Origin of the sequence: Ensifer sp. Root1252 (genome assembly GCF_001425885.1) — a bacterium.
Classification (GTDB): Bacteria; Pseudomonadota; Alphaproteobacteria; order Rhizobiales; family Rhizobiaceae; genus Ensifer; species Ensifer canadensis.
This window is the reverse complement of record NZ_LMDT01000045.1, coordinates 190,294-215,940: the sequence shown is the minus strand read 5'-3', so window position 1 is coordinate 215,940 and position 25,647 is coordinate 190,294. Positions and strand designations below refer to the sequence as shown.

At 61.5% G+C, this 25,647-nt stretch carries 19 protein-coding genes and 1 tRNA gene; 8 read left to right on the top strand and 12 right to left on the bottom strand.

Going from position 1 to position 25,647, the window contains the following annotated elements; genetic code table 11:
• The first annotated feature begins 290 nt into the window (after positions 1-290).
• Positions 291-968: a peroxiredoxin-like family protein gene (locus tag ASD02_RS31395; protein WP_025424826.1), complete on the top strand. Its 678-nt coding sequence runs from the start codon at positions 291-293 to the stop codon at positions 966-968.
• A 121-nt stretch (positions 969-1,089) separates the two neighbouring features.
• Here the strand turns inward: ASD02_RS31395 and ASD02_RS31390 are convergent, their stop codons facing one another.
• The 4 genes from ASD02_RS31390 to cpdR1 form a co-directional block, all read right to left on the bottom strand.
• Positions 1,090-1,782 carry an alpha/beta hydrolase gene (locus ASD02_RS31390; protein ID WP_057221580.1) on the bottom strand — a complete coding sequence of 231 codons (693 nt, stop codon included), beginning with the start codon at positions 1,780-1,782 and terminating at the stop codon, positions 1,090-1,092.
• Positions 1,783-2,197: 415 nt separating this feature from the next.
• Entirely contained in the window at positions 2,198-2,959 is a 762-nt protein-coding gene (locus tag ASD02_RS31385; protein ID WP_107027702.1) for a lysozyme inhibitor LprI family protein, read from the bottom strand.
• Positions 2,960-3,425: 466 nt separating this feature from the next.
• Positions 3,426-3,500: transfer RNA gene (locus tag ASD02_RS31380), tRNA-Val, on the bottom strand.
• A 272-nt stretch (positions 3,501-3,772) separates the two neighbouring features.
• The gene (gene cpdR1, locus ASD02_RS31375; protein WP_025424823.1) at positions 3,773-4,135 is read right to left on the bottom strand and encodes a response regulator CpdR1; all 363 of its coding nucleotides are present in this window, start codon (positions 4,133-4,135) and stop codon (positions 3,773-3,775) included.
• Between the two features lie 195 nt (positions 4,136-4,330).
• Here cpdR1 and ASD02_RS31370 point away from each other — a divergent pair, with 195 nt between their 5' ends.
• Both ASD02_RS31370 and hisN read left to right on the top strand, forming a co-directional pair.
• Positions 4,331-5,212, top strand: coding sequence for an N-formylglutamate amidohydrolase (locus ASD02_RS31370; RefSeq protein ID WP_025424822.1), 882 nt, complete (start codon positions 4,331-4,333; stop codon positions 5,210-5,212).
• Positions 5,213-5,631: 419 nt separating this feature from the next.
• Positions 5,632-6,405 carry a histidinol-phosphatase gene (hisN, locus tag ASD02_RS31365; protein WP_057205640.1) on the top strand — a complete coding sequence of 258 codons (774 nt, stop codon included), beginning with the start codon at positions 5,632-5,634 and terminating at the stop codon, positions 6,403-6,405.
• Between the two features lie 24 nt (positions 6,406-6,429).
• Here the strand turns inward: hisN and ASD02_RS31360 are convergent, their stop codons facing one another.
• Entirely contained in the window at positions 6,430-7,395 is a 966-nt protein-coding gene (locus ASD02_RS31360) for an alpha/beta hydrolase (RefSeq protein WP_057205642.1), read from the bottom strand.
• A gap of 394 nt (positions 7,396-7,789) precedes the next feature.
• Here ASD02_RS31360 and ASD02_RS31355 point away from each other — a divergent pair, with 394 nt between their 5' ends.
• The gene (locus ASD02_RS31355) at positions 7,790-8,251 is read left to right on the top strand and encodes an Hsp20 family protein (RefSeq protein ID WP_025424819.1); all 462 of its coding nucleotides are present in this window, start codon (positions 7,790-7,792) and stop codon (positions 8,249-8,251) included.
• 151 nt (positions 8,252-8,402) lie between these two features.
• On the opposite strand, the gene ASD02_RS31350 is transcribed toward ASD02_RS31355, so the two are convergent.
• On the bottom strand, positions 8,403-9,392 hold the full coding sequence (locus ASD02_RS31350) for a bile acid:sodium symporter family protein (protein ID WP_025424818.1): 990 nt from the start codon (positions 9,390-9,392) through the stop codon (positions 8,403-8,405).
• Between the two features lie 95 nt (positions 9,393-9,487).
• Between ASD02_RS31350 and ASD02_RS31345 the strand changes: the two genes are divergently transcribed.
• Complete coding sequence (locus ASD02_RS31345) at positions 9,488-10,345, top strand: LysR substrate-binding domain-containing protein (RefSeq protein ID WP_025424817.1); 858 nt, start codon at positions 9,488-9,490, stop codon at positions 10,343-10,345.
• A gap of 100 nt (positions 10,346-10,445) precedes the next feature.
• On the opposite strand, the gene ASD02_RS31340 is transcribed toward ASD02_RS31345, so the two are convergent.
• A complete protein-coding gene (locus tag ASD02_RS31340; protein ID WP_057221579.1) occupies positions 10,446-11,492 on the bottom strand; it encodes a low specificity L-threonine aldolase in 1,047 nt (348 codons plus the stop codon).
• A 556-nt stretch (positions 11,493-12,048) separates the two neighbouring features.
• Between ASD02_RS31340 and gltB the strand changes: the two genes are divergently transcribed.
• Together gltB and ASD02_RS31330 are read left to right on the top strand one after the other, a co-directional pair.
• On the top strand, positions 12,049-16,773 hold the full coding sequence (gene gltB, locus ASD02_RS31335; RefSeq protein ID WP_025424815.1) for a glutamate synthase large subunit: 4,725 nt from the start codon (positions 12,049-12,051) through the stop codon (positions 16,771-16,773).
• 104 nt (positions 16,774-16,877) lie between these two features.
• The gene (locus tag ASD02_RS31330; protein ID WP_025424814.1) at positions 16,878-18,335 is read left to right on the top strand and encodes a glutamate synthase subunit beta; all 1,458 of its coding nucleotides are present in this window, start codon (positions 16,878-16,880) and stop codon (positions 18,333-18,335) included.
• A gap of 217 nt (positions 18,336-18,552) precedes the next feature.
• On the opposite strand, the gene ASD02_RS31325 is transcribed toward ASD02_RS31330, so the two are convergent.
• Positions 18,553-19,773, bottom strand: coding sequence for a DUF459 domain-containing protein (locus ASD02_RS31325; protein ID WP_234907903.1), 1,221 nt, complete (start codon positions 19,771-19,773; stop codon positions 18,553-18,555).
• Positions 19,774-19,874: 101 nt separating this feature from the next.
• The gene (locus tag ASD02_RS31320; RefSeq protein WP_025424812.1) at positions 19,875-21,095 is read right to left on the bottom strand and encodes a lytic murein transglycosylase; all 1,221 of its coding nucleotides are present in this window, start codon (positions 21,093-21,095) and stop codon (positions 19,875-19,877) included.
• 394 nt (positions 21,096-21,489) lie between these two features.
• On the opposite strand from ASD02_RS31320, the gene galU reads away from it, so the two are divergent.
• Positions 21,490-22,377, top strand: a complete 888-nt coding sequence (gene galU / locus ASD02_RS31315; protein ID WP_025424811.1) for a UTP--glucose-1-phosphate uridylyltransferase GalU — start codon at positions 21,490-21,492, stop codon at positions 22,375-22,377.
• Positions 22,378-22,491: 114 nt separating this feature from the next.
• Here galU and ASD02_RS31310 read toward each other — a convergent pair whose 3' ends face one another.
• The 3 genes from ASD02_RS31310 to ASD02_RS31300 all read right to left on the bottom strand — a co-directional run bounded on the left by ASD02_RS31310 (position 22,492) and on the right by ASD02_RS31300 (position 25,550).
• Positions 22,492-23,937 (bottom strand): outer membrane beta-barrel protein, encoded by a 1,446-nt coding sequence (locus tag ASD02_RS31310; RefSeq protein ID WP_025424810.1) that lies wholly within the window; start codon positions 23,935-23,937, stop codon positions 22,492-22,494.
• Between the two features lie 152 nt (positions 23,938-24,089).
• Positions 24,090-24,548 (bottom strand): NfeD family protein, encoded by a 459-nt coding sequence (locus ASD02_RS31305; RefSeq protein ID WP_025424809.1) that lies wholly within the window; start codon positions 24,546-24,548, stop codon positions 24,090-24,092.
• A gap of 3 nt (positions 24,549-24,551) precedes the next feature.
• Positions 24,552-25,550, bottom strand: coding sequence for an SPFH domain-containing protein (locus ASD02_RS31300; protein WP_025424808.1), 999 nt, complete (start codon positions 25,548-25,550; stop codon positions 24,552-24,554).
• Between the last annotated feature and the right edge of the window lie 97 nt (positions 25,551-25,647).

Below are 25,647 nucleotides of genomic sequence, written 5' to 3'. Positions count from 1 at the left end.
AGGGCAGGTCCGTCGAAGGTAAACACGACGATTCGGGTTCTACTGCATGTTTCCTTAGATCCTATTCGATTTAAGGATAAAAACATGCAGCCATTCAAAGTGCTACAGCGACCTTTGCGCGTCTAACAAGACGCGCGGCGCTGTAGGATTGGCCGCGAAAGGGCGCCCGAAATGTAGGCTTGTGTCGCCAAACCGGCTCTGCGTTCGACGCGATGGTCGCGTTTAGCGCACCGCGCGAGACGCGCTCCCCACATCTCCGTGACCCACGATCGGCATAAGGAGAAAAGATTATGGTTGAACAGCACAATGGACCGTTGCAACCCGGTGACCGGGCACCGAACGTGGTTCTCGACGCCATCACCCAGGACGGTCAGATTTCCATCGACGATTTTCGCGGTCGCAAGCCGGTGCTGGTCGGCCTGTTCCGCGGTCTGCACTGCCCCTTCTGCCGACGCCAGATCGCGGCGATGGCGCAGCTCGACGAGGCACTGCGCGAAAAAGGTGTCGAGAGCCTGACGGTCGTCAACACGCCGATCGACCGGGCGCGCCTTTATTTCCGCTACCATCCTCTGCCACATCTGCTGGCGGCGTCCGATCCGGAACGGGTTTCTCACCGCGCGTTCGGCTTACCCAATCTTCAGTTCACCGAGGATGAGGACGATTGGCCTCACAAACTTGCCAAGAAAACCGTCATGGCAATGCTGGTTGACATGCCGGGCGAGCTGCCGGCCGCTATGGATCCTTGGGCGGCCTCGTCGTTTCTCGACAAGGCGGACGGCTATGAAATCACACATGACGACGAACGCATGATCGCGACGGGCGAAGGGCAACTCGTCGGCGAGTTCCTGCTCGATCGGGATGGCATCGTGCGATGGAGCTTTACCGAGGCCACGGCTGACGGACACAACATGTTCGGCGTGCCTCGCCGAGAGGAGCTGATGTCGGCCGCGTCGAACGTCGCCCATTGACCGCCGCCCGTGGACGATAGACGGCGGCACGTTTGGCCGGCGCCGGTGTTCGTCCCGCGAAGACGATGCTGCCCCGAAATGAAAATGTCGTTCGGGGCAGCCGGTGGCGCGACGCCCGACGTCAGGCGAGCGAGGCGACCGCTTCTTCGATCAGCGCGACGACCTCCGAGGCACGCGAGGCCAGCGACGCGTGGCTCGCGTCAAGCGTGATCGTCTTCTTCGCCTTGATGCGCTCCGCCATCCACTGTTCGGTTTCCGGCGGAATCATGTTGTCGCGGCTCGACACCTGATACCAACTGGGCTTCACCTTCCAGGCCGGCGGGCCGGACTTGTCTTCAAAGCAGCGTCCTGCAATCGGCTTCTGCGCGACGGCCATGACCAGCGCTTCGGTCTCGCCGAGATCCTGGCCGAAGCTCTGGCGGAACGTCGCCTGGTCGAGCCAGAGGAAACCATCCTTATCAGGCCGGATACTGCCGGCACCGGAAGGGGCGTCGCGGCGGGCGAAGATGCTGCCGAGACTGTCACCTTCGTCGGGCGCGAAAGCGGCGATATAGACCAAGCCGGCAACGTTCGGCGCGTGGCCGGCGCCGGTGATCACGGCACCGCCATAGGAATGGCCGACCAGCAATGTCGGCCCGTCCTGTGCGGCCACAAGTTTCGATGTCCGGTCGATGTCGTCGGCAAGTGACGTCAGCGGGTTCTGGACCGCTGCGACATTGTAGCCCTTGGCGTGCAGCGGCGGTATCACGTGGCGCCAATGCGAGGCGTCACCCCAGGCGCCATGGACCAGGACGATGTTCTTGATGGCTGGCATTGTCCGTTCCTTTCCTTCCCACTTCAGCGCCGCGCGTCTTATTAGACGCGCAAAGGTCGCTGTAACACTTTGAATTGCTGTATGTTTTATCCTTAGATCGAATACAGTCTAACGAAACATGCGGTAGGGCTCTCGAATCCTCGGCACTTTGCCGTCGACATGGCGCGTGCCTCCTGCCGGGCGGATGCGTTCAGGTCGCGAGAGCAAAGTAGGGCGGCGAGGCTGGCCGATCCATGAGCTACCCCGAATATTCCGCGCAGTGGCGGCCGCTGCGGTCGATGCCGTCACTCGGTGGCTTGCACGGCAATGCCGTCACGGTGGGCCGGTTGATCAGATCACAGGTAGGCAGACGATCGGCTTCATCGAAGCACGATCGCCGTTCCTCTCATCTATCGATCAAGTTCTCGATCGTGCCTTACTGTTTCTTGTAGGCGCCGTCGAACGAGGCAGAGTTGCCGCAGAAAACGCGGCAATCCTTGGGAGTGACATCGATCTGGGAACCTGTGATCTTCAAGTCGACCGTGCACTGACCGTCGGCGCCGATTTCCTCAGGCGTGAAAACGTGCTGCACCGCCTCCCCTTCAAGCGGGGCACGGAAGGTTACCGAGCAGGAGTCGTAGGAGGGAGCGCCGACATCGGTCGAGATGTTGACCAAGAGGTTGCCATCGGGAAACAACACGCTGTCGAGCACGCCGCGCGCGTTCCCGTACGTGCCTGTGAGATGTTTTTGGTCATAGGCGGAGCTGAGTTCGGCATAGCGGCCACGATAGCTGTCGATCAGGCAATTCATCACCTTCTCGTCCGAACCCTTGCAATGGTCTCGCTTTGCAAGCCAGGCGCGCTGGCTCGATTCCAGTGTGGCGGCATCCGCGCCTGGCGCAGCGCGGACGGCCTTGTACAGGTCGGCCATGGTCTGATCGATCCACCCCATTCCGGAATCTCCGCCGGAGCAAAGAACTTTTTCGACCTGGCTCTTGGCCTTTGAACAATCAAAGCTCGGCTCCTCCTGCGCCTGGACCAGAGATGGTGCAGTCGACATTGAGAAAAGACCAAGACCGAAAACGAAAAATCTGTTCATTGTACCGTCTCCTCGTGTGGCGTTGGACAACCCGTGAGAACTGTGCGTGCCGTTGGTTTCACAAATTCGATGGCAAGGGTCAGGGCCTGTTAAATTCATCCACTCTGTTCAGGACCATGGGATCGGATGGAAGGAAACAGGCGCAAGGCAAGACCCGAAGGTCTTGTCGAGCACTGTTTTCGATCAGACTGCCCATAGTCCTGATCACGAAGGGCGAGGCCGATTTTGCGCGTGGCTGCGTCGGAAGGATTTGAAAATGTTGGTGTATATCCTGCCGCTGTAGTGTGTGTGCAACAACGTAACGCTGCTTGAAATTAAGTTGTATCCTATTGAATACTGCAATCTTTGCGATTTTGCGTCAAGGTAAACGAGTAGCGATTCATGCCGCTTTCCATTTAGCGCAATCCGCAGTGTGCCGATGATCCGGCACGGATCGTCCCATGCTGTTCTGATCCTCTCCAATATCGCGCTTAGGCGTCATCGGCCGCAGGTTCGATGAACCTTGGAAGCAAAACGTAAAAAGGGCTTCCGGTTTCCCGAAAGCCCTTTTTATCAGAAACTTGGATGGTGGGCGTGACAGGGATTGAACCTGTGACCCCTACGATGTCAACGTAGTGCTCTCCCGCTGAGCTACACGCCCATCCGATGAGGCGCATAGACCATAGAACCCGCTCTCGCGTCAATAGGGTTTTCGAAGGTTTTTTGACTGAAATTTTGCTGGCGGTTTTCCGTCATCGTCTGCCGCCTGTGGCGGCTTGCCGGAAGTCCGGATTTCCGGGCTTTGCGCGTAAGTCACTGAAATAAAAAGACCGCCGGAGATCCCTGTGGATCGCGGCGGTCGATCTGAAGTCTGCGCCGATCCGGTCCAAGTGTCACGGACGGCGGCGGCAGCTGTGGAAAAAATGTCTGGCCTCAGGCGGCCAGCATCTTGTTGACCTCGTCGACCAGGTCGCGAAGGTGGAAGGGCTTCGACAGGACCTTGGCGTCCTTCGGAGCTTTCGAATCCGGGTTCAGCGCGACCGCGGCAAAGCCGGTGATAAACATCACCTTGAGATCCGGATCGAGTTCGGTCGCCCGACGGGCAAGCTCGATGCCGTCCATCTCGGGCATGACGATATCGGTCAGGAGAAGCGAGAAGGGCTCTTCGCGAAGGCGGTCGTAGGCGCTGGCGCCGTTGTCATAGGACATGACCTTGTAGCCAGCCTTTTCGAGCGCCTTCACAAGGAAGCGGCGCATATCGTTGTCGTCTTCGGCAAGAAGGATTTTCACAGTCATGAACTCGGCCGTTGCTTCTCTTTATTCATTGCGTATGGATTGCGGCGTTCTATCCAAACCGCAACGGGGTAAATATCTCGTGAACGCGACGCGTCAACTCCCCAGAAACCGGAGTGGGCGCACTATGGACACAGAGCCGACCAACTGGCAACATGATGGCAACAGCAAGAACCGCACATGGTAAAAAGGGTTCCGATGGGGGAGATGACGGAGAGGGAGCTGTTTGAGGTTCTGGAACCTGCAAGTCAGCGGATTCCCTTCGTATTCAACTCGCCGCATAGCGGCCGCTCTTATCCACAGGCCTTTCTCGATCAGTCCCGCCTCGATGCGCTGGCGATCCGTCGTTCCGAAGATCACTATGTCGACGAGCTGTTCCAGAACGCGACGTTCCTCGGCGCGCCGATGCTGCTGGCGCATTTCCCGCGGGCCTTCCTCGACGTCAACCGCGAGCCTTACGAACTCGACCCGCGCATGTTCGACGGGCCGGTGCCGCCGCATGCCAATATCAGTTCGATGCGGGTGGCAGGCGGCCTTGGAACCGTGCCGCGGCTTGTCGCCGAGAACATGGAAATCTATCGCGGCCGCTTCCCCGTCGAAGACGCGCTGGCGCGCATCGAGACGATCTACAAGCCCTACCACGCCACCTTGCGCAAGCTCATCGCCCGCACGCATGTCCAGTTCGGCCTGTCGGTCTTGATCGATTGCCACTCGATGCCCGGCAATGTGCATCTGCCGGGCAGCGCCCAGCGGCCGGACTTCATCATCGGCGATCGTTACGGCACCAGTGCCGCGGCGGAACTGTCGAGGATGGCCGTCGATCTGTTGGCTGAGCTCGGCTATACCGTCGCGCGCAACAAGCCCTATGCCGGCGGTTTCATCACCGAACATTACGGCCGACCGAGCCGCGGCCTGCATGCGCTGCAGATCGAGATCAATCGCGGGCTCTATGTCGATGAGACGACGCTGGTCCGCAAGCCCGGTTTCGGCGCGCTGGTCGCCGATCTCACCAGCTTCATCGCGTCGCTCGCGCGTCATGTCGAGGATTATGGCGCCTATCTGCCGCTTGCTGCGGAGTAGCGTCGGTTCCCTATGGCATGTTCCTTAAATCCTATTCGATTTAAGGATAAAAACATGCAGCAATTCAAAGCGCTACAGCGACCTTTGCGCGTCCAATAAGCCGCGCGGCGCTGTAGTAGACCTCAAAAAGAACCGCGCCGGTGGCGCGGTTAAGTCTAGGGAGGAAACACCCAAGGAGGGTATTTACAGTCACAAGTGACTGCACAAAAACCCTAATATTGCACTGCACAATTGTCAAGTTGAGAGAGTGAAAACTTTTGCAGTGCGGCAAAGGAATTTCACCGGATCGACGGCGCTGAAACGATCGGAACGGCCCACCGTCTTGGATCGCTGACAGCCGGTCGCTTGGCCGTTTGCCTTTCTGCAGATTTCGTCTATGCAGATTGGACCTTCCTGCTTCTTTCCCTAAAGAGAGTGACATGCTGCCCGACCGCTCCTTTTTCGATCGTCTCGCCGATGCCGCCAAGGCGGAAACCTTGCCGCGCTTTCGCATCGGCACGAGCGTCGTCAACAAGCTCGAGGGCGGTTTCGATCCGGTGACCGAGGCCGATCAGTCGGCTGAGGCCGCGATCCGCGCTCTGATCGAGGAGAATTTCCCCGGTCACGGTATCCTCGGCGAGGAGCATGGCAATGTCGGGCTCGATCGCGAATATGTCTGGGTGATCGATCCGATCGATGGCACGCGCGCCTTCATCTCCGGCCTGCCGGTCTGGGGCACGCTGATCGGTCTTTATCGCAACGGCGATGCGGTGATGGGCCTGATGGATCAGCCATTTACCGGCGAACGCTTCTTTGCCGACGGCAAGCAGGCGCTCTACCGTGGACCCGACGGCGACAAGGTGCTGTCGACCCGCACTTGCGACGCGCTTTCAGATGCCGTGCTGTTTACGACCTCGCCGCATCTCTACACCGGCGACAACAAGACCCGCTTCGAGGCGCTGCAGGACAAGGTGCGGCTGTTCCGCTACGGTTGTGATTGCTATGCCTTCGCGCTGCTTGCGGCCGGTCATGTCGACCTGGTCATCGAGTGCGGGCTCAAGCCCTATGACGTCGGCGGCCTTATCCCGTTGATCGAGCAGGCTGGCGGCATCGTCACCAACTGGCAGGGCGGCCCGGCGGAAATGGGTGGCGAAGTCATCGCTGCCGGCAGCGCCGAACTGCATGCGCAGGCGCTGGAAATTCTCAAAGGCTGAATTTTCTCAAAAGACTGAATTGTCTCAGGCCGCTTCGCCTTCGTCCTTGTCGTCCTTATCGGGAATGACGAAAGCAAGAATGGCCGCCATGGCCTGGGCGCGATAACGATCGGCCTCGTGCAGCAGTTCGTGGCGCGCACCGTCGATCGGGATCATGTGGGCGGCGCGGAAATTGCGCGCCAGCCACTCGACGGCGACATGCGGCACCAGCCGGTCGGCTGTCGGCGCCAGGATGATCGTCGGCAGGGTGATGCGGGTCAGATGTTCCCGTCGGGCGACGCGGCGCATTGCACGAAACGCTTCGGTCAACCAGCGCGCCGACGGCGGCCCAAGTCGCAATTCCGGATAGGCTTCGGTCAAGGCCAGGTTGCGCGCAAAGCGCCGGCGGTCGGCGGTCAGCACGTTGTTTTCAAAGGGGCGATTGCCTTTGTCGGCATGCAATGGCAGCCGCCCGAGACCGACCCAGCGCATCACCGTTGCCATGCTGGCGATGCTGCGTTCGCCAATTATCTGGCCACCGAGGCCGACAAAGGGGGCAAGCACCACCAGGCGATCAATGCGGCTCGAAAGCATGGGCGCGAGCGACAGCGCGACCAGCGCGCCCATGGAGTGGGCGACAATCGAAAACGGCAGCCGGGTATCCGGCAGCACGATCTGTTCGAGGAAGGTGGTCAGATCGCGCTCGTAATAGGAGAAGCGCTCGACATGGCCGCGCCCGGCCTCGGGCAAGAGCCGCTCCGAGCCCGCCTGGCCGCGCCAGTCGAAGGTTGCGACCCAGAGGCCGGCGGCGTTGAGTTCGGCGATGGTCTCGAAGTATTTCTCGATCGATTCGTTGCGGCCCTGCAGCAGCACCACGGTGCCGCGCGCAACCGGCGTCCTGGTCTTGAAGATGGCGTAGCGGATCTTGCGGCCACCGGCTCCATCGAAGAAGCCCGCCACGTGATTGTCCGGTATCGGATTATCCGGTGTGGAGCGGAGGATCGTGGTCATGACGGACGAAACCAGGCTGAAGACGCGTTGATCGGTATCATCAGGGATAGGCGGCGGGCTTGGCGCCGTCAAAGAAAAAAGCCGGAAACGGTGGGTGAAATCCGGACGATCACCGTTTCCGGCCGCTGAAGGGGAAGGGACATGTCACTTCAGCCCCAGGAGATTTCCTCCCAGTGTGGCCTTTGTAACGCCCCTGATCTGAACCACGGCCGAACCTGTCATTCATCCGCCATTCACCTCTTGGGAATCTTGAGGCGGCATGCCTTGAACTGACGAAATCGCATTCCCATCTCTTGCTCACGGACGCCGATAACGGGTCCGTTCACCGGTCGCGCCGCTGCCTGGATGGGGTGGCAGACCAGACATCGCAAACAGTTGCTCCCAGGAGGACACCATGCGTCACGTTGATTTTTCCCCCCTCTATCGCTCCACCGTCGGCTTCGACCGCCTCTTCACGATGCTCGACAGCCTCGGCCAGCCTGACCAGGCTCAGACCTATCCGCCCTATAACATCGAGCGCACCGGCGAAAACGCCTACCGCATCACCATGGCGGTTGCCGGCTTCGACGAAACCGAACTGTCGATCGAAGCGCGCGAACATACGCTGACAATCAAGGGCGAAAAGAGCGAGGACAAGGCCGAAGAAAACCAGTTCCTGCATCGCGGTATTGCCAAGCGCGCCTTCGAGCGTCGCTTCCAGCTTGCCGACCATGTGGAGATCAAGTCCGCTTCGCTGAAGAATGGCCTGCTGCACATCGACCTCACCCGCGAGATCCCGGAAGCAGCCAAGCCGCGCCGGATCGACATTACGTCGGTCGCATCGCAGCCGAAGCAGATCGAGGCCCAGAACCTCTAATCCCTCCCTCCCAAGCTTGAAGAGGCGGCGCCCGAAAGGACGCCGCCTTTTTTTGGGATCGTTGTTTTCGCGTCTTCCCGGACAGGTTCTAGATCATTGAAATAACGCAATGCCGGACGGAAAACCGTTTCACACTTTTCCTGGAATTGCTTTAGGGGCGGACGGGTTCGGCGATGGCGTCCAGCTCTTTGCGGGCGGCGTAACGCTGGGCAATCACCGCGCAGGCCATCAGCTGGATCTGGTGGAAGAGCATGACCGGCAGCACGATCGCACCGATGTTCTGGCCGGCGAAGATGGCGCTTGCCATCGGGATGCCGCTCGCAAGGCTCTTCTTCGAGCCGCAGAAGGTAATGGCGATCTCGTCGGCGCGGTTGAAACCGAAGAGGCGGCTGCCGAACATGGTGACGGCGAGTACCAGCGCCAGCATGACGATCTCGATCGCGACCAGCACCCCGAGATCGGCAAGCGAAAAGGTCTGCCATAGCCCCGATGTGACGGCCTGGCTGAAGGCCAGATAGACGACCATGAGGATCGAACCGCGGTCGACGGGCGCAAGCAGGCCCTTGCGCGCCCGGATCCAGCCGCCGATCCACGGCTGCAACAATTGACCGGCGATGAACGGTGCCAGCAGCTGCAGCAGGATCTGCTCAAGGGCATCCAGCGACACACCGCCATGGCCGCCGGCGGAAAATAGGAGACCGACGAGAAGCGGCGTCAGGAACATGCCGAAGATGTTGGAGGCGGACGCTGAGCAGATTGCTGCCGGGACATTGCCGCCGGCAACCGACGTGAAGGCGATCGACGATTGCACGGTCGAGGGCAGGACGCAGAGGAAGAGGATGCCGGTATAGAGCGCCGGCGGCAGGACCGATGACGGTACGAAGCCGACGACGAGGCCGATCAGCGGGAACAGCACGAAGGTCGATGCCAGGATCGCCAGATGCAGCCGCCAATGCAGGAAGCCGGCGACGACGACATCGCGCGACAATCTTGCGCCATGCAGGAAGAAGACCAGGCCGACCGCCACCTTCGTTGCCATGGCGAACCAGGCCGTCGCCTCGCCATGGATCGGCAGCATCGATGCCAGAAGCACGGTGAGAAGCAGGAGCAGGGTGAAGGTGTCGGGAAGATAGCGGCCCATGTCTGTCACTGGCTCGATTGAGAAACGTCTTGCCGAGAAATGTCATTATGAAGCAGGATGCAAGGAATAACAGTTATCGCGAAATTGGATAATGCATGCTCGACCTCGTGCAACTGCGCAGCTTCGTTGCGCTCGAACAGATGGGCAGCTTCACCCTCGCGGCCGAGAGACTGGCGCTTGGCCAGTCGACGGTCAGTCAACATATTCAAAGGCTTGAGGCGTCGCTCGGGCGCAAGCTCGTTGCCCGCGACACGCACCGGGTCTCGTTGACGACGGATGGTCAGGCCCTGCTTGCCCATGCGCGTTCGATGCTGGCGATCGACGACGAGGTCAAGGCGCTGCTTGCCGAAAGCAGTCTGCGCGGACGATTACGGCTGGGCATGTCGGAGGATTTCGTCACCAGCCGGTTGCCGGGCGTGCTCGAAGATTTCGTTCGCGCCCATCCGTCGGTGGAGCTCGAATTGACGGTAGCACTCAGCGGCGTGCTCTACCATATGCAGGATGGTGGCGAGATCGATCTGGTGCTGGCAAAGCGGCGGCTGGGCGATCCGCGCGGCGAACTGGTCTATCGCGAGCCGCTGGTCTGGTTGGCGCGTGATCCCGAGCGTGTGAAGCGTGACAGGGTGCTGCCGTTGATCGCCTTTCCGCCGCCGAGCATCACGCGCAGCGTGGCGCTCGAGGTGCTCGACCGGCATCGGCTGCCATGGCGGATCGTCTGCACCTGCGGCAGCCTCAGCGGGCTGACGGCCGCCGCCCAAGCGGGCATGGGCGTGCTCGTCCAGCCGCGCAGTATGGCGCCGCAGGGCCTGCGGGAAATACCCACCGGCACCTTGCCGCCGCTGGAGGATGTCGAGTTCGTACTGGTTCCCAGCAAGGGCGCCGACCAGAAGCTGATCGCGGCGCTCTCGACCGAGATTTTGTCGAAGGTGAGGACGTTACAGGGCCAGGCGTGAGCCACAACACCGCGCGTGGCACGCGGTATTGTGGCTCTTTGAATTTGCTGCATAATTTTCTCCTCGGATCTATCCTGATCCAAGGAATTATGCAGTCGCCTCAGCAGGCTGCGACGAAGCGATCGACGTCGTCCATCTTGGTCGCAAAGCTCGTCACCAGGCGATAGAGGCCCTCGTCGGCCGCGAGGCTTCCGGCGAGTTCGTGCGGAACCGGCCAGTCGTAGAAAACGGCGCCTTGCTCCTGCAGTTTCGTCGCCACGTCCTTTTTCAGGATGACGAAGACCTCGTTGGCTTCGACCGGCCAACCGAGCCGGCTGTTGCGCGAAGCGGCGATGCCGTTGGCAAGACGCCGGGCCATGGCGTTGGAATGCCGGGCGAGGTCGAGCCAGAGACCGCCTTCGAGGTAGGCGTCGAACTGGGCCGAGACGAAGCGCGATTTCGAGAACAACTGAGCCGAGCGCTTGCGCAGGAAATGCATCTCGTGCGCCTTCGAAAGATCAAAGAGGACAAGGGCCTCGGCGCACCAGCAGCCGTTCTTCGTGCCGCCGAAGGAAACGAGATCGACGCCACGCTTCCAGGTCATCTCGGCCGGTGTGGCATCGAGGCTGACCAGCGCATTGGCAAAGCGGGCGCCGTCCATGTGCAGCGGCAGCTTGTGTGCATTGGCGACCGCGGCAATCGCCTCGATCTCATCGAGTGCGTAGACGGTGCCGCTTTCGGTCGCTTGCGTCAGCGTGACCGCCATCGGCTGACCGCCATGGACATTGTCGAGCGGGTAGCGGCGAATTTCCGCCTCAAGGCGCGATGCGTCCATCTTGCCATGTTTGCCGTCGACGGGCTTCAACCTCGATCCATGGGTGAAGAATTCCGGAGCGCCGCACTCGTCGGCCGTCACGTGCGCTTCGCGGTGGCAGAACGCGACGCCGCCGGCGCGGCTGGTGCTGGCGAGCGCCAGCGAATTGGCGGCCGTTCCCGTGCCGACGAAGAAGACTGCGACATCGCGCTCGAAAACCTCCGACAGTTTCCTCTCCACCTTCCGGTCGAGCTCACTGGTGCCGTAGGCGGAGGCGTAGCCGTCGGCATGGCTCACGAGGCTCTGGGCGATGGCAGGGTGGGCGCCAGCCCAGTTGTCAGAGGAAAAAATCATCACATATCGTCCTGTTTCACGGTCATATCGACGTCGTTCGGGCGACCATAACCCACCTGCCGGCCGGATCAATCACGGTCGCTGCTATGGAGGCCAACAGGATACCAGTTTGAAACCAAAATGAAGAAAACGTCCGTTTGTCGTAATTAAATTATAAAACCGGGAAATTTTCGGCAATGTTCGGCAAAATCCCTTCTATTATTTGCTCATATGCCCCTTGCGGAGGGGGGCGGTTTCTGGCATAGAGCGCATGAAATAGGACAGTCTTGCTGTCCTATTTCGGTCTAGGGACCGGAACAATCGCCGCAAGTGCCCAAAAAATCGGCAATCGGCGTGTGGCGCAGGGGGATCCGCCGGATTTCATCCGGTTGTTAACGCCTGCCATCAGGATGGTCACTGACATCAATGCCTGATGATGCCGTGCATTATTTGCGACCTGATCAGGATCATGAGACGATGAATGCCCCGGCTTTGCGGCACGTGAATGCGTGCGACGAGAAGCCATGCGCGGGCGCAGGTATGCCCGGACATGCCGGGTTCAACAGGAGGGAAGACGATGACGGATCACACGCCATCACAGCAATCTGGGCTCAACCTCGCACACACTGTTGCGACGGCTGAAAAAACGCCCACATTCCCGTCCGGCCTGCCGCGAAAACAGGGTCTCTATGATCCGCGCAACGAACACGATGCCTGCGGCGTCGGCTTCGTCGCGCATCTGAAGGGTGAGAAGTCGCACCAGATCGTGCGCGACGGCCTCTTCATGCTCGAAAACCTGACGCACCGCGGTGCCGTCGGCGCCGACCCGCTGATGGGTGACGGCGCTGGCATCCTCGTGCAGATCCCCGACCGCTTCTTCCGCGAGGAAATGGCCAAGCAGGGCGTTACCCTGCCGAAGGCCGGCGAATATGGCGTCGGCTACCTCTTCATGCCGCGCGACGAAAAGCTGATTGCCCATTTCAAGGACGTGATCAGCGAAGTGGTCGCCGAGGAAGGCCAGCACGTGCTTGGCTTCCGCGACGTGCCGGTCGACAATTCGTCGCTTTCCAAGGCTCCTGATATCGCTGCGACCGAACCGCACCATGTGCAGGTGTTCATCGGTGCCGGCCGCGATGCCGCGACCAACGCCGAATTCGAGCGTCGCCTGTTCACGCTGCGCAAGGTGATCTCCAACCGCATCTATGCGGAAGCGGAAGGCGGCGATCTCGGCTTCTACGTCGTGTCGCTGTCGACGCAGACGATCGTCTACAAGGGCATGTTCCTGGCCTATCAGGTCGGCGCCTACTACAAGGACCTGGAGGACGAGCGCTTCCAGTCGGCCGTCGCCCTGGTTCACCAGCGCTTCTCGACCAACACGTTTCCGTCCTGGAAGCTCGCGCACCCCTATCGCATGGTCGCCCACAACGGCGAAATCAACACGCTGCGCGGCAACGTCAACTGGATGGCGGCGCGCCAGGCTTCCGTGTCCTCGCCGCTCTTCGGCGACGACATCTCCAAGCTCTGGCCGATCTCCTACGAGGGTCAGTCGGACACCGCCTGTTTCGACAACGCGCTCGAATTCCTGGTGCAGGGCGGTTACTCGCTTTCGCATGCGGTGATGATGCTGATCCCCGAAGCCTGGGCCGGCAACCAGCTGATGTCGCCCGAGCGCAAGGCGTTCTACGAATACCACGCAGCGCTGATGGAGCCGTGGGACGGACCGGCAGCCGTGGCCTTCACCGACGGCCGCCAGATCGGCGCGACGCTCGACCGCAACGGTCTGCGTCCGGCCCGCTATATCGTCACATCTGATGATCGCGTCATCCTCGCGTCTGAAGCCGGCGTGCTTCCGGTCGACGAAGAAAAGATCGTCAAGAAGTGGCGCCTGCAGCCGGGCAAGATGCTGCTCATCGACATGGAGCAGGGTCGCATCATCTCCGACGAGGAGGTGAAGTCTTCGCTCGCCGACAAGCATCCTTACCGCAAGTGGCTCGACGATACCCAGCTCATCCTCGAAGAGTTGAAGCCGGTCGAGCCGCGTGCGCTGCGCCGCGACGTTTCCCTGATCGACCGCCAGCAGGCCTTCGGCTACACGCTCGAAGACACCAAGATCCTGATGTCGCCAATGGCCACCACCGGCCAGGAAGCCATCGGCTCGATGGGCACCGACACGCCGATCTCGGCAATGTCCGACAAGCGCAAGCTGCTCTATACCTACTTCAAGCAGAACTTCGCGCAGGTCACCAACCCGCCGATCGACCCGATCCGCGAAGAGCTGGTGATGAGCCTCGTCTCGTTCATCGGCCCGCGCCCGAACCTGCTCGATCATGCCGGCATGGCGCATGCCAAGCGGCTGGAAGTGCGCCAGCCGATCCTGACCAACGGCGATCTGGAAAAGATCCGCTCGATCGGCCATACCGAGGACCGGTTCGACACCAAGACGCTCGACTTCACCTACGACATTTCGCGCGATGCCGAAGGCATGCCGGAAATGCTCGATCGCCTCTGCGAACGTGCGGAAGCGGCGGTCAAGGGTGGCTACAACATCATCGTGCTTTCCGACCGCCAGGTCGGTCCGGACCGCGTCGCGATCCCGGCGCTGCTGGCAACGGCCGCCGTGCACCACCACCTGATCCGCAAGGGCCTGCGCACCTCGGTCGGCATCGTGCTGGAATCCGGCGAACCGCGTGAAGTGCATCACTTCTGCCTGCTCGCCGGCTACGGCGCCGAAGCGATCAACCCGTATCTTGCCTTCGATACGCTGACCGACATGCACAAGCGCGGCGATTTCCCCAAGGAAGTCGACGGCAGCGAAGTGGTCTACCGCTATATCAAGGCGGTGGGTAAGGGCATCCTCAAGGTGATGTCCAAGATGGGCATCTCGACCTACCAGTCCTATTGCGGCGCGCAGATCTTCGATGCTGTCGGCCTGTCGTCGAAGCTGGTCGACCAGTTCTTCTTCGGGACTGCGACGACGATCGAAGGCATCGGCCTTGAAGAGATCGCGGCCGAAACCGTCGCCCGCCACAAGGCAGCCTTCGGTGCCGATCCGGTGCTTGCCAACACGCTCGATATCGGTGGCGAATATGCCTACCGCATGCGCGGCGAAAGCCACGCCTGGACGCCGGATGCGATCGCCTCGCTGCAGCATGCCGTGCGCGGCAATGCAGAGGATCGCTATCGCGAATTTGCCGAGATGGTGAACAACTCGGCGCTCAGGATGAACACGATCCGTGGCCTGTTCACCGTCAAGAGTGCGGAGGCTGCCGGCCGCAAGCCGATCTCCGTCGACGAGGTCGAGCCGGCCACCGACATCGTCAAGCGCTTCTCGACGGGCGCCATGTCCTTCGGCTCGATCAGCCGCGAGGCGCATACGACGCTGGCAATCGCCATGAACCGGATCGGCGGCAAGTCGAACACCGGCGAAGGCGGCGAGGAAAGCGACCGCTACCTGCCGCTGCCCGATGGCTCGACCAACCCGGAACGGTCGGCGATCAAGCAGATCGCCTCCGGCCGCTTCGGCGTGACCACCGAGTATCTTGTTAATGCCGACATGCTGCAGATCAAGGTGGCCCAGGGCGCCAAGCCCGGCGAGGGCGGGCAGCTGCCCGGCCATAAGGTGGATGCGACCGTCGCCAAGACCCGGCATTCGACGCCGGGCGTCGGCCTGATTTCGCCGCCGCCGCACCACGACATCTACTCGATCGAAGATCTGGCGCAGCTGATCTACGACCTGAAGAACGTCAACCCTGAAGCCGATGTTTCGGTCAAGCTGGTCTCGGAAGTGGGCGTCGGCACGGTTGCTGCCGGTGTCGCCAAGGCGCGCGCCGACCACATCACCGTTTCCGGTTTCGACGGCGGCACCGGCGCATCGCCGCTGACGTCGTTGAAACACGCCGGCAGCCCCTGGGAAATCGGCCTTGCCGAAACTCAGCAGACGCTGGTGCTGAACGGCCTTCGGTCGCGCGTTGCCCTTCAGGTCGATGGTGGCCTGAAGACCGGCCGCGACGTGATCATCGGCGCGCTTCTCGGCGCCGACGAGTTCGGTTTTGCCACCGCGCCGCTGATTGCGGCCGGCTGCATCATGATGCGCAAGTGCCACCTCAACACCTGTCCTGTCGGTGTCGCGACCCAGGATCCGGTGCTGCGCAAGCGCTTCAAGGGCACGGCCGAGCACGTCATCAACTACTTCTTCTTCGTTGCAGAGGAAGTGCGCGAGATCCTCGCCTCGCTCGGCGTGCGCAGGCTCGATGAAATCATCGGTGCTTCCGAACTCTTGGAGAAGGACGGCGCGCTCGCCCACTGGAAGGCCAACGGTCTCGATTTCTCGAAGATCTTCCACAAGGTCGACGCTCCGAAGGCGGAGACCTACTGGACCAGCCGCCAGAAGCACCCGATCGACGACGTGCTCGACCGAACGCTGATCGAGAAGGCCAAGATCGCCTTGGAAACCAAGGCGCCCGTCGCCTTCGAAGCCAAGATCAAGAACGTCGACCGGTCGGCCGGCGCCATGCTTTCGGGTGTGCTTGCCAAGCGCTGGGGCCACAAGGGCCTGAAGGACGATACGATCCACGTCACCCTCAAGGGTACGGCGGGCCAATCCTTCGCCGCCTTCCTGGCGCGCGGCATCACCTTCGACCTGGTGGGCGACGGCAACGACTATGTCGGCAAGGGGCTTTCCGGTGGCCGTATCATCGTCCGGCCGCCTGAAAACACCAAAATCGTGCCCGAAAACTCGATCATCGTCGGCAACACCGTGCTTTACGGCGCGATCTCCGGCGAATGCTACTTCAACGGTGTTGCCGGCGAACGCTTCGCCGTGCGCAATTCCGGTGCCATTGCGGTCGTCGAAGGCGTGGGCGACCACGGCTGCGAATACATGACCGGCGGTGTCGTCGTCGTTCTCGGCGCGACGGGCCGCAACTTCGCGGCCGGCATGTCCGGCGGTGTTGCCTATGTGCTGGACGAGGAAGGCGATTTCGCCCGCCGCTGCAACATGGCGATGGTCGAACTGCAGCCGGTGCCCGAAGAAGACGACATGCTCGAGAAGCTGCATCATCACGGCGGCGACATCATGCACAAGGGCATGGTCGACGTGTCCGGCGATATGACGCGCCACGACGAGGAGCGGCTCTATCAGCTGATCTCCAGCCACCTGCACCACACGGGCTCGCCCCGGGCAAAGGCGATCCTCGACCATTGGGCAGACTACCGGCCGAAATTCCGCAAGGTCATGCCGGTCGAATATCGTCGTGCGCTCGAAGACATGGAACGCATGAAAATGGCAGAGGCGGCCGAATAGAGGCCCCGGTGAAAAGGGCTCCCGGTTCCGAAAAGGGTTCGGGGGTTCATCACGCGCGCTTGTCTCAAGCGCCTGTTCAGACGCATAGCTATCAGGATGATACGATGGGTAAGGTAACTGGTTTTCTCGAGATCGACCGGCAAGTGGCAAAGTACCAGCCGGCGTCCGACCGCATCCGCCATTTCCGTGAATTCACCATTCCGATGTCGGAACCGGAGGTGCAGAAGCAGGCGGCACGCTGCATGGATTGCGGCATCCCCTACTGCCATGGGCCGACCGGGTGTCCGGTGCACAACCAGATCCCCGACTGGAACGATCTGGTCTACAACGGCAACTGGGAAGAGGCGATCCGCAACCTGCATTCGACCAACAACTTCCCGGAATTCACCGGCCGCGTCTGCCCCGCGCCGTGCGAGGAAGCGTGCACGCTGAACCTCGAGGATGCGCCGGTCGCGATCAAGACCGTCGAGCAGGCGATCGCCGACAAGGCCTATGAAATGGGTTACATCGTGCCGCAGCCGGCTGTTACCAAGACCGGCAAGAAGGTCGCCGTCATTGGTTCGGGTCCGGCCGGCATGGCCGCCGCCCAGCAGATGGCGCGCGCCGGTCACGAGGTTCACGTCTACGAGCGCGAGAGCAAGCCCGGCGGCCTGCTGCGCTACGGCATCCCCGACTTCAAGATGGAGAAGAACTTCATTGATCGCCGCGTCGAGCAGATGAAGGGCGAAGGCGTCACCTTCCATTGCGGCGTCAATGTCGGCGTCGACCTGCCGGCCGAGCAACTGATCGATCGCCACGATGCCGTGCTCTATTGCGGCGGCTCCGAAACGCCGCGCAATGCCGGCATCCCCGGTGTCGAATTCGCCGGCGTGCATGACGCCATGCCCTATCTCGTGCAGCAGAACCGCCGGGTCGGGCGTGAGAACATCGACAGCACCGGCTGGCCGTCAGCGCCTATCCTTGCCGGCGGCAAGCACATCGTCGTCGTCGGCGGTGGCGACACCGCCTCCGACTGCGTCGGCACGGCCTTCCGCCAGGGTGCCGTCAAGGTCACCCAGCTCGACATCCGCCCGCAGCCGCCGGAAAAGGAAGACAAGCTTGCCGTCTGGCCGTTCTGGGCGACCAAGATGCGCACCTCGTCCAGCCAGGCCGAAGGCGCGATCCGCGAGTTCCAGGTCGCGACGTTGGAGTTTGTCGGCGACGAGGACGGCAACCTCATCGGCGTCAAGTGCTGCCAGGTGGACGATCGCCGCAAGCCGATTGCCGGCACGGAGTTCATCATCAAGGCCGATCTCGCCTTCATCGCCATCGGCTTCAGCGGCCCGTTCACCGATAGCGTACTGAAGGATCTCGGCGACAAGCTGACGCTCAACACCGATCGTCGTGGCTCGACCAACGTCGTTGCCAACGACCGCGACTACAAGACTTCGGTCGACAAGTTCTGGACGGCCGGCGACGTTCGCCGCGGCCAGTCGCTCGTCGTCTGGGCGATCCGCGAAGGCCGCCAGGCGGCCCGCGCGATCGACGAGGCGCTGATGGGATCGTCGATCCTGCCGCGCTGACATCATTGCTCCCAAGTGCAAAAAGGGCTCCGCCGGTTCATCGTGGGGCCCCTTTTGCTTTAGGGAATTTCCAGGAAAAGTGCGAAGCGGCTTTCCGTCAGGAAATGCGTAAAAACAAAGAGATAGAGCATCTGTGCGCTTCCGTCCAAATCGGAAACGCTCTAGGCGAAGCGATCGCCGTGACGATGGTTGTCGCACGCAGCCGCTCGAAAAAGTGTTAGTTCCGGATCACCGGATTGCTGATGACCGTACTAGGCTTGGCGAGGCGGAAATCGTCGACACGGCCGGCAGGTGCCGCGGCAACATCCCCCTTGTCGACCAGTCGGTCGCGCGGGCTCTTGCCTGTGCCCTTGTTGGGTGCGGCATCGCCGAGCAGTGCTGCAGCGCCGTCGAGATCCGGATCGGTGAGGCCGATCGGCTGCGTCTTGACGATGTCCTCGTTGGCAAGCGGCGCGGTAACCACAAGGTCCTTCAGCCCATCGGCGCCCGGCACGTCCTTGTCGGTCGCCGCGGCATCCCCGAGCAGGCGGCGAATGTCCTTTTCCACGTAGAAGGCGAGCTTGCGTTTACCGGCTTTGGTCAGGTTGATCCCGTCGGCGCCGCGCAATCGAACCTGCTGGCCGTTGATGTCGGAGCCGGTCAGCACGAACTTGCCGCCTTCGTCGACGAAACCGTCCCAAATGTCGACGAACTGGCCACCGACCTTTTCGACTTCCTCGCGGTAGATGCCGTTGAACGTCACCATGTCGGCGGTCATCGCGGCGGACTGGAACGGCGGCATGCCGACCCACAGGACCGGCAGTTTTTCCTTGTGTGCCAACTCTGCTAGCGCATGGACACGTTTGCGGTATTCCTCGGTCCAAAGATCGGTGCGGTACTTTTCCTTGGTGCTGCCGATCTGCATCTGCTGACGATCGTTGGCGCCGAGGCTGATGATGATGACGGAAGGCTTGATCTCGCCCACATAGCTCGGCAGCGTCACCGGCCAGTTGAAATAGTCCTCGCGCACCAGCCCGGACGAGCCGCTTGCGCGCGTCTCGATGGTGATGCCGGGCGTCATCTCGAATGCGGTCTTCAGGCCATCGCCGAGGCTGCCGGCCATGAAGTCGCCGACGACCAGAACCTTCTTGGAGTCCGGCGCCTTTTCAACCGGCTGCGGCACCGGCGCCGCATCGGCAATGGCGGGCTTTGCCTTTTGCTGGCCCGGAGCCTTCTGTCGTTGCGGGGTTTGGCTTTGGCGGGCGCGCCTCGGGCGCGGCTGTTGCGGAAACTCGTACCGCTCGTCGATTACGCGGCGTTCGCGCGTGAGGCCGCCGAACAGCATCTGGAAGAGATTGCGTCGCTGCACCCTCTGCTGGGCTTCCGCATAACTTGCGGCAAAGCCGACGAACAGCATCGCGGCTGCGGCGATGATCATCGTCGCCGTCCTCCAGGGCATTGCGCCCCCTGTCATCCGGGCCTTGGTTTTCGCATGCATATCTGATCATCCATCGAACGGACGGCGGCCGCAAGGCCGCCGTCGCGTTTCGGGCGTGCGCGTCAGTTGCGCAGGGCGCGCAGCAGATGTTGTGTCGGCTCGCCGTCCGGCGCCAGGCCGTTCTTCGATTGGAACTCCTGGATCGCAGCCTTGGAGCCGGATCCGAAATTGCCGTCGACTTCGCCGCTGTAATAACCCAGTTCCTTCAGGCGGTTCTGCAATTCGAACTTCTCGCTGATATCGAGCGAACCGTCCGGTCGCGGCCAGCGCTGCTGCATTCCGGCATAACCGGCGATCTGGTCGGCAAGAAGACCGACGCCGAGCGCGTAACTGTCCGACGCGTTGTAGCGCTTGATGACGAAGAAGTTCTTGGTCATCAGGAAGCCTGGACCGTTACCGCCGCTCGGCAGCTTCAGTTCGGCCCGCGAATTGCCGTTGCGGAAGCCCTTGCCGTTCGGGCGGAGGAAACCGAGTGCTGCCCACTGGGCAAGCGTCTTCGTCTGTCCGGAATATTTCGCGGCGTTGGCCGGTGGTGCGACTTCGTAGCCCCAGGTCTCGCCCGCTTGCCAGCCGTTCTTCTTCAAAAGGTTGGCGGCGGTCGCAAGCGCGTCGGGCACCGAATTCCAGATGTCACGATGGCCGTTACCATCAGCGTCGACCGCGTAGAGCAGATAGCTGGTCGGGATGAATTGCGTGTGTCCCATGGCGCCGGCCCAGGAGCCGGTCAGTTCGCGCGGGGTGATGTCGCCGCTCTGCAGGATCTTGAGTGCGGCAATCAGCTGGGTCTTGGCGAATTTCGCGCGCTTGGGATCGGCATAGGCAAGGGTTGCGAGCGCCCGCGGCACGTAGTGCAGGCGGTCGTCCTTTTCGAGAACGGCGCCGTAGTTCGATTCCATCGACCAGATCGCCAGCAGGATCGTCTTGTCGACGCCGAAGTGCTTTTCGATCGAATTCAGCGTGCGGGCGTGCTTGGCGGCCATCTCCTGGCCGACGCGCTTGGTGTAGGGGTTGACGCGGGAATCGATGTATTCCCAGATCTTGTGCTTGAACTCAGGCTGGTAATTGGCCTTTTCGATCACGGTGGCGTCGGGTGTCTTCACGCCGGCAAAGGCCTTGCGATAGGTCGCCTGGGTGATGCCGCTCTTTGCAGCCGTGGCATAGAAGTTGTTGATCCAATTCTGGAATCCGGCATCGGCGCGCGCGGGGGAGGTGCCAAGCGCGACGGCGGATAGGACGAAGGCGGCTGCGATATGACGGAAAAACGTCCTGCGGTTTCTGATCATCAGCTGTCGGTTCCGTTTCTCTGCGGAGCCTCAGCCGTCATAGCCGGGACATTTCCGCATGGTGGCAGTCTGGAGCCAGCCTTGCGGTTCGGCGACCGCCGGCGGTTCCTGTTCTCGGATCCGGCCGCAGTCGATGCAGCGCCGGATTAAGGCGAATCTACAGAAACGTGGTCAACAAACCCTTTACCATGAAAAGGCCATTGCGTCTTCCGTGGAAGAAAATGCGAGTACCGTCCGTATCTGCATTTTTTTCGTCCCGGTTCAGCGTGCGTTCACATCGTTGCGTAGAGATTGCCGCCGCACTGCAAAGCGCTGCACGATTCCTTAAATTGATTTTGATTTAAGGATTTTAACAGCAACACTCAGGATTGAAATCCGAATGAAGGAGGTACCGATGACCGACAAGCGTAAAGTCCGCAAAGCCGTGTTCCCGGTCGCTGGTCTGGGCACGCGTTTCCTGCCGGCCACCAAGGCCGTGCCGAAGGAAATGCTGACGGTGGTGGACAAGCCGGTCATTCAATATGTGGTCGACGAGGCGATGGAAGCTGGTATCGAGCACCTGATCTTTGTCACCGGCCGCAGCAAGGCCGTGATCGAGGACTATTTCGATATCCAGGTCGAACTCGACCAGACCCTGCGCGAGCGCAACAAGAAGATCGAGATCGAGCTTCTCGACACCATTCTGCCGAAGGCCGGCACGACGAGCTTCACCCGCCAGCAGGCGCCGCTCGGCCTTGGCCATGCCGTGTGGTGCGCCCGCGAGCTGGTCGGCAACGAGCCTTTCGCGCTGTTGCTGCCCGACATGATCATGAAGGGCGAGAAGGGCTGCCTGAAGGGCATGGTCGAGCTCTACGAACAGAGCGGCGGCAACGTCATAGCAGTCGAGGAATGCGCACCGGACCAGGCCCACAAATACGGGATCGTCGGTGTCGGCGACAAGGTCGGCGACGGCTTCAAGATCACCAAGATGGTCGAGAAGCCCGCACCGGGAACGGCGCCGTCGAACTTCTTCATCAACGGCCGCTACATCCTGCAGCCGGAAATCTTCCCGATCCTGGAGAAACAGGAGCGTGGCGCCGGCAACGAGATCCAGTTGACCGACGGGATGCTGAAGCTTTCGGAGGTCCAGCAGTTCGCCGCCTATCATTTCCGCGGCGAGACCTACGACTGTGGCGCCAAGGATGGCTTCATCCTCGCCAACGTCGCCTTCGCGCTGGAGCGCGCCGATATCCGCCCGATCGTGGAGGGCCCGCTGAAGGCGCTTTTGAGCAGCTTGAAGTAATCCCGGTTCAACCGAAACGAAAAGGCCGCGTCCCCCACGGGCGCGGCCTTTTTCTTTGTGTGGAAATGCGCATTGCCGCCCGGCCTTTATGCATGGCGGCCTCTCTGCTTTTACTCAACGCCGCAGCACAAGACCGACGCCGACGCGGGTGATGTCGGTCGTATCGCCGACGTCGGGCGTGGTGCGCTCATAGCTGACATCGCCGATTAGTGCGAGGTAACGGTTCATATCCCAGGTGAGGCCTGCGCCGGTGCGCCAGGTTGTCTCGTCGAGGGAACTGGAGTCTGACGGATATTTGCGGATGATCAGGGTGTTGGACAGTCGTGCAACCAGATCGGAGCGCATCTCGTGGGTGATGATGTTGGTCAAGGCATAGTCCATCGATCCGGAAACGCCCGCTGTCGTCGACGGGTCGAGACCGGTCGATAGCCCGAAGAGCACATCCGTACCGCGTTGCGGCGACCAGTTGAGGCGGCCGTCGACGGACAGGCCGCTGACGTCGCTGAGCCGGTCATCTTCGAAACGATAGGTCTCGTAGCCAAGGGCGATCTCGCCGTAGAGCTTCTCGCCAAGGTCGACCTCCAGACCGCCACGTGTCGCGTAGCTCTGGTAGGAGCGCTCGAAGCCGAGCGTGTCCTGGCGAAGATCGTAGATCGACCCGCCGACCGCGGCCTCGATGAACGGGATCAGTGCCGGTGACATTTCATAGCCGACGCGCGCCGTCAGGGTTCCGTTGTTGCGGTTTCGGTCTTCGACCGACATCGTCGTGCCGTTTTCCAGCTCGACGTCGCCATAGGTCTGCCGTTCGAATTCGAGCCCGACCGATCCGCGGATGAGGCCGAAGTCGCGCTCGATGGCAGCGCCGAGCCGATAGGTGTTGACGCCCGATTGTGTCTTGGCATTCGAGATCGCGTTCGGATCGTCGGCGTCCTCACGGTCGAAGCTGTAGCCTGCCCGAAGACGCGCAACGGTTTCATCTGAGAGATCGAGGCGCAGTTCCGCGTCGATGTCAGCGCGAGGCTCTTCCTCGCCCTCGCCGGAGATGTTGTTCTGCAACACGCCAGCGCCGATAACCGTCAGTTCGTGGCGGGACCAATCCGACGTCAGGGTGCCGCGGATGCCGGTTTCCAGATAACCGCGGTTCTGCTTGTTGTTGTTGCCGTTGTTGCGCCATTCATGGTTGATCGTCTCGCCGATTTCCGGCCGCAGCGTGAATGTGCCGATGCGAACGCCGGGTGCGCGGTCGTCTTCCGGCTCTATTCGCGTCCGCAATCCATCGATCGTTGGTTCGCGGCGGTTGAGACGGATGAGGTCTTCGTCCGAGGCCGGAGACAGATCGTCGGTGCTGACGGCGCCCGTCGTTTGCGGATCGGCGATCGCCGGTGCTGCGGTTGCTGTGCCGGGGGCAACGATGCCAGGGGTCGTCGGCACGGCGGCGTTCGTCACCGTTTGGGCATGCGCCGAAAGCGGAGCGGCCATCGCGGTGCCGGCCAGCAGCAACGCCACCAGCGTCAAACGCCGCGCGTCTCTTCCGATCGAGCGAGTGTTGTCTGGCACCATCTGCCGTTTGTCCGCGAGCCTGATTGCAATCCTTTCGCAATCGTAAAGCCGCGTGGTTAACCAATCGTTTCCAAACGGCAAAAACGCGTTAACGACATGCGCAAAAACAAGAGCTTAAAGCGCAGCACGCGCATCTGAACGGTCGCGGCGCTTTAGGCGCTCTCGACCGTCAGGTTGCGCCCGTGGCTGGCAACGATGCGAACGCGCGTACCGGCGGGCAGATCGGGCCCCTCGACGATCCAGATCGTATCGTCCAGACGCACGCGGCCGTGGCCCTCGGCAATCGGCTTTTCAAGCACGGCGGTTCGGCCGACGAGGCTTTGGGCCCGTTGGTTGAGCAGCGGTTCGTCCGTCTCCCTGGAAGACGAGGAGATGAAGTGCCGCCCAAGGAGAACGGCGACGATGGACAGAAGCGCGAAGACGACGAACTGAACCTGCCAGCCCCAGACGACAGTGTCCCACAGCAAAAGCGACAGAACGCCGGTGATGAGCGCGGCAATGGCGATCCAGACGAGGAAAACGCCGGGTGCGACGACTTCGGCCGCCAGCAGTGCAAGACCGAGAACCCACCAGCTCCAGGGGCCGAGTTCAAGGATGATGCGCTGGACCATCGCCTATTGTCCCTGAGGTTCAAACGGATCGGACGCCGGGCCGGTGCGCGGTGTCGTCGATTGGCGCTGCCGGGGGGCTGGCGCCTGGTTGTCGCCGAACACTTCCCTGGCAATTGCGCCAATGCCGCCGAGCGAGCCGATCAGCGCGGACGCTTCCATAGGCATCAGTATGATCTTCTGGTTGTTGGCAGTGCCGATCGCAGCAAGCGCTTCGGTGTATTTCTGGGCGACGAAGTAGTTGATCGCCTGGACGTCACCGGCAGCGATCGCCGCCGACACCATCTGTGTCGCTTTGGCCTCGGCCTCGGCCAGACGTTCGCGCGCCTCGGCGTCGCGGAAGGCGGCCTCGCGCTGGCCTTCGGCCTGCAGGATGGCCGACTGCTTGGCACCTTCGGCACGCAGGATCTGCGCGTTTCTCGACCCTTCCGCTTCCAGCACCTGGGCGCGCTTCTCGCGCTCGGCCTTCATCTGCCGAGCCATGGCGTCGACGAGATCCTTCGGCGGTGCGATGTCCTTGAGTTCGACGCGGGTGATCTTGATGCCCCAGGGGTTGGCGGCGTCATCGACCACGCGCAACAGCTTGTCGTTGATGGTGTCGCGGTTCGACAAAAGTTCGTCGAGGTCCATCGACCCCATGACCGAGCGGATGTTGGTCATGGTCAGGTTGAGAATGGCGTTTTGAAGATCGGACACCTGGTAGGCAGCCTGGGCGGCGTTGAGCACCTGGTAGAACGCGACGGCATCGGCCGACACGCTGGCGTTGTCCTTGGTGATGACTTCCTGGGTCGGAACGTCGAGGACCTGCTCCATCACGTTCATCCTGGCGCCGATCCGGTCGATGAACGGAATGATGATGTTGAGACCCGGTTCCATCGTCTTGGTGTAGCGGCCGAAGCGCTCCACCGTATAGCGATAGCCCTGCGGCACCGTCTTGACCATGGTGATGATCACAAAGATCACCAAGACCACCAATGCGATGACCGCAATATCAAATCCGCCCAAAGACACGTCCCCCATGATCACAACCCCAGTTTGAAGTGACACTCTAACCCAGACGTGGGCATCGGTCAGTCTATTTCAAGCGGTCGTCGCAGATTTC

What these genes read in the sequence shown, in the direction of transcription:
- ASD02_RS31395 (WP_025424826.1), top strand. Translation starts at nt 291, where the DNA reads ATGGTTGAACAGCACAATGGACCGTTGCAACCCGGTGACCGGGCACCG.
- ASD02_RS31390 (WP_057221580.1), bottom strand. Translation starts at nt 1,782, where the DNA reads ATGCCAGCCATCAAGAACATCGTCCTGGTCCATGGCGCCTGGGGTGAC.
- ASD02_RS31385 (WP_107027702.1), bottom strand. Translation starts at nt 2,959, where the DNA reads ATGAATTTAACAGGCCCTGACCCTTGCCATCGAATTTGTGAAACCAAC.
- cpdR1 (WP_025424823.1), bottom strand. Translation starts at nt 4,135, where the DNA reads ATGACTGTGAAAATCCTTCTTGCCGAAGACGACAACGATATGCGCCGC.
- ASD02_RS31370 (WP_025424822.1), top strand. Translation starts at nt 4,331, where the DNA reads ATGGGGGAGATGACGGAGAGGGAGCTGTTTGAGGTTCTGGAACCTGCA.
- hisN (WP_057205640.1), top strand. Translation starts at nt 5,632, where the DNA reads ATGCTGCCCGACCGCTCCTTTTTCGATCGTCTCGCCGATGCCGCCAAG.
- ASD02_RS31360 (WP_057205642.1), bottom strand. Translation starts at nt 7,395, where the DNA reads ATGACCACGATCCTCCGCTCCACACCGGATAATCCGATACCGGACAAT.
- ASD02_RS31355 (WP_025424819.1), top strand. Translation starts at nt 7,790, where the DNA reads ATGCGTCACGTTGATTTTTCCCCCCTCTATCGCTCCACCGTCGGCTTC.
- ASD02_RS31350 (WP_025424818.1), bottom strand. Translation starts at nt 9,392, where the DNA reads ATGGGCCGCTATCTTCCCGACACCTTCACCCTGCTCCTGCTTCTCACC.
- ASD02_RS31345 (WP_025424817.1), top strand. Translation starts at nt 9,488, where the DNA reads ATGCTCGACCTCGTGCAACTGCGCAGCTTCGTTGCGCTCGAACAGATG.
- ASD02_RS31340 (WP_057221579.1), bottom strand. Translation starts at nt 11,492, where the DNA reads ATGATTTTTTCCTCTGACAACTGGGCTGGCGCCCACCCTGCCATCGCC.
- gltB (WP_025424815.1), top strand. Translation starts at nt 12,049, where the DNA reads ATGACGGATCACACGCCATCACAGCAATCTGGGCTCAACCTCGCACAC.
- ASD02_RS31330 (WP_025424814.1), top strand. Translation starts at nt 16,878, where the DNA reads ATGGGTAAGGTAACTGGTTTTCTCGAGATCGACCGGCAAGTGGCAAAG.
- ASD02_RS31325 (WP_234907903.1), bottom strand. Translation starts at nt 19,773, where the DNA reads ATGCCCTGGAGGACGGCGACGATGATCATCGCCGCAGCCGCGATGCTG.
- ASD02_RS31320 (WP_025424812.1), bottom strand. Translation starts at nt 21,095, where the DNA reads ATGATCAGAAACCGCAGGACGTTTTTCCGTCATATCGCAGCCGCCTTC.
- galU (WP_025424811.1), top strand. Translation starts at nt 21,490, where the DNA reads ATGACCGACAAGCGTAAAGTCCGCAAAGCCGTGTTCCCGGTCGCTGGT.
- ASD02_RS31310 (WP_025424810.1), bottom strand. Translation starts at nt 23,937, where the DNA reads ATGGTGCCAGACAACACTCGCTCGATCGGAAGAGACGCGCGGCGTTTG.
- ASD02_RS31305 (WP_025424809.1), bottom strand. Translation starts at nt 24,548, where the DNA reads ATGGTCCAGCGCATCATCCTTGAACTCGGCCCCTGGAGCTGGTGGGTT.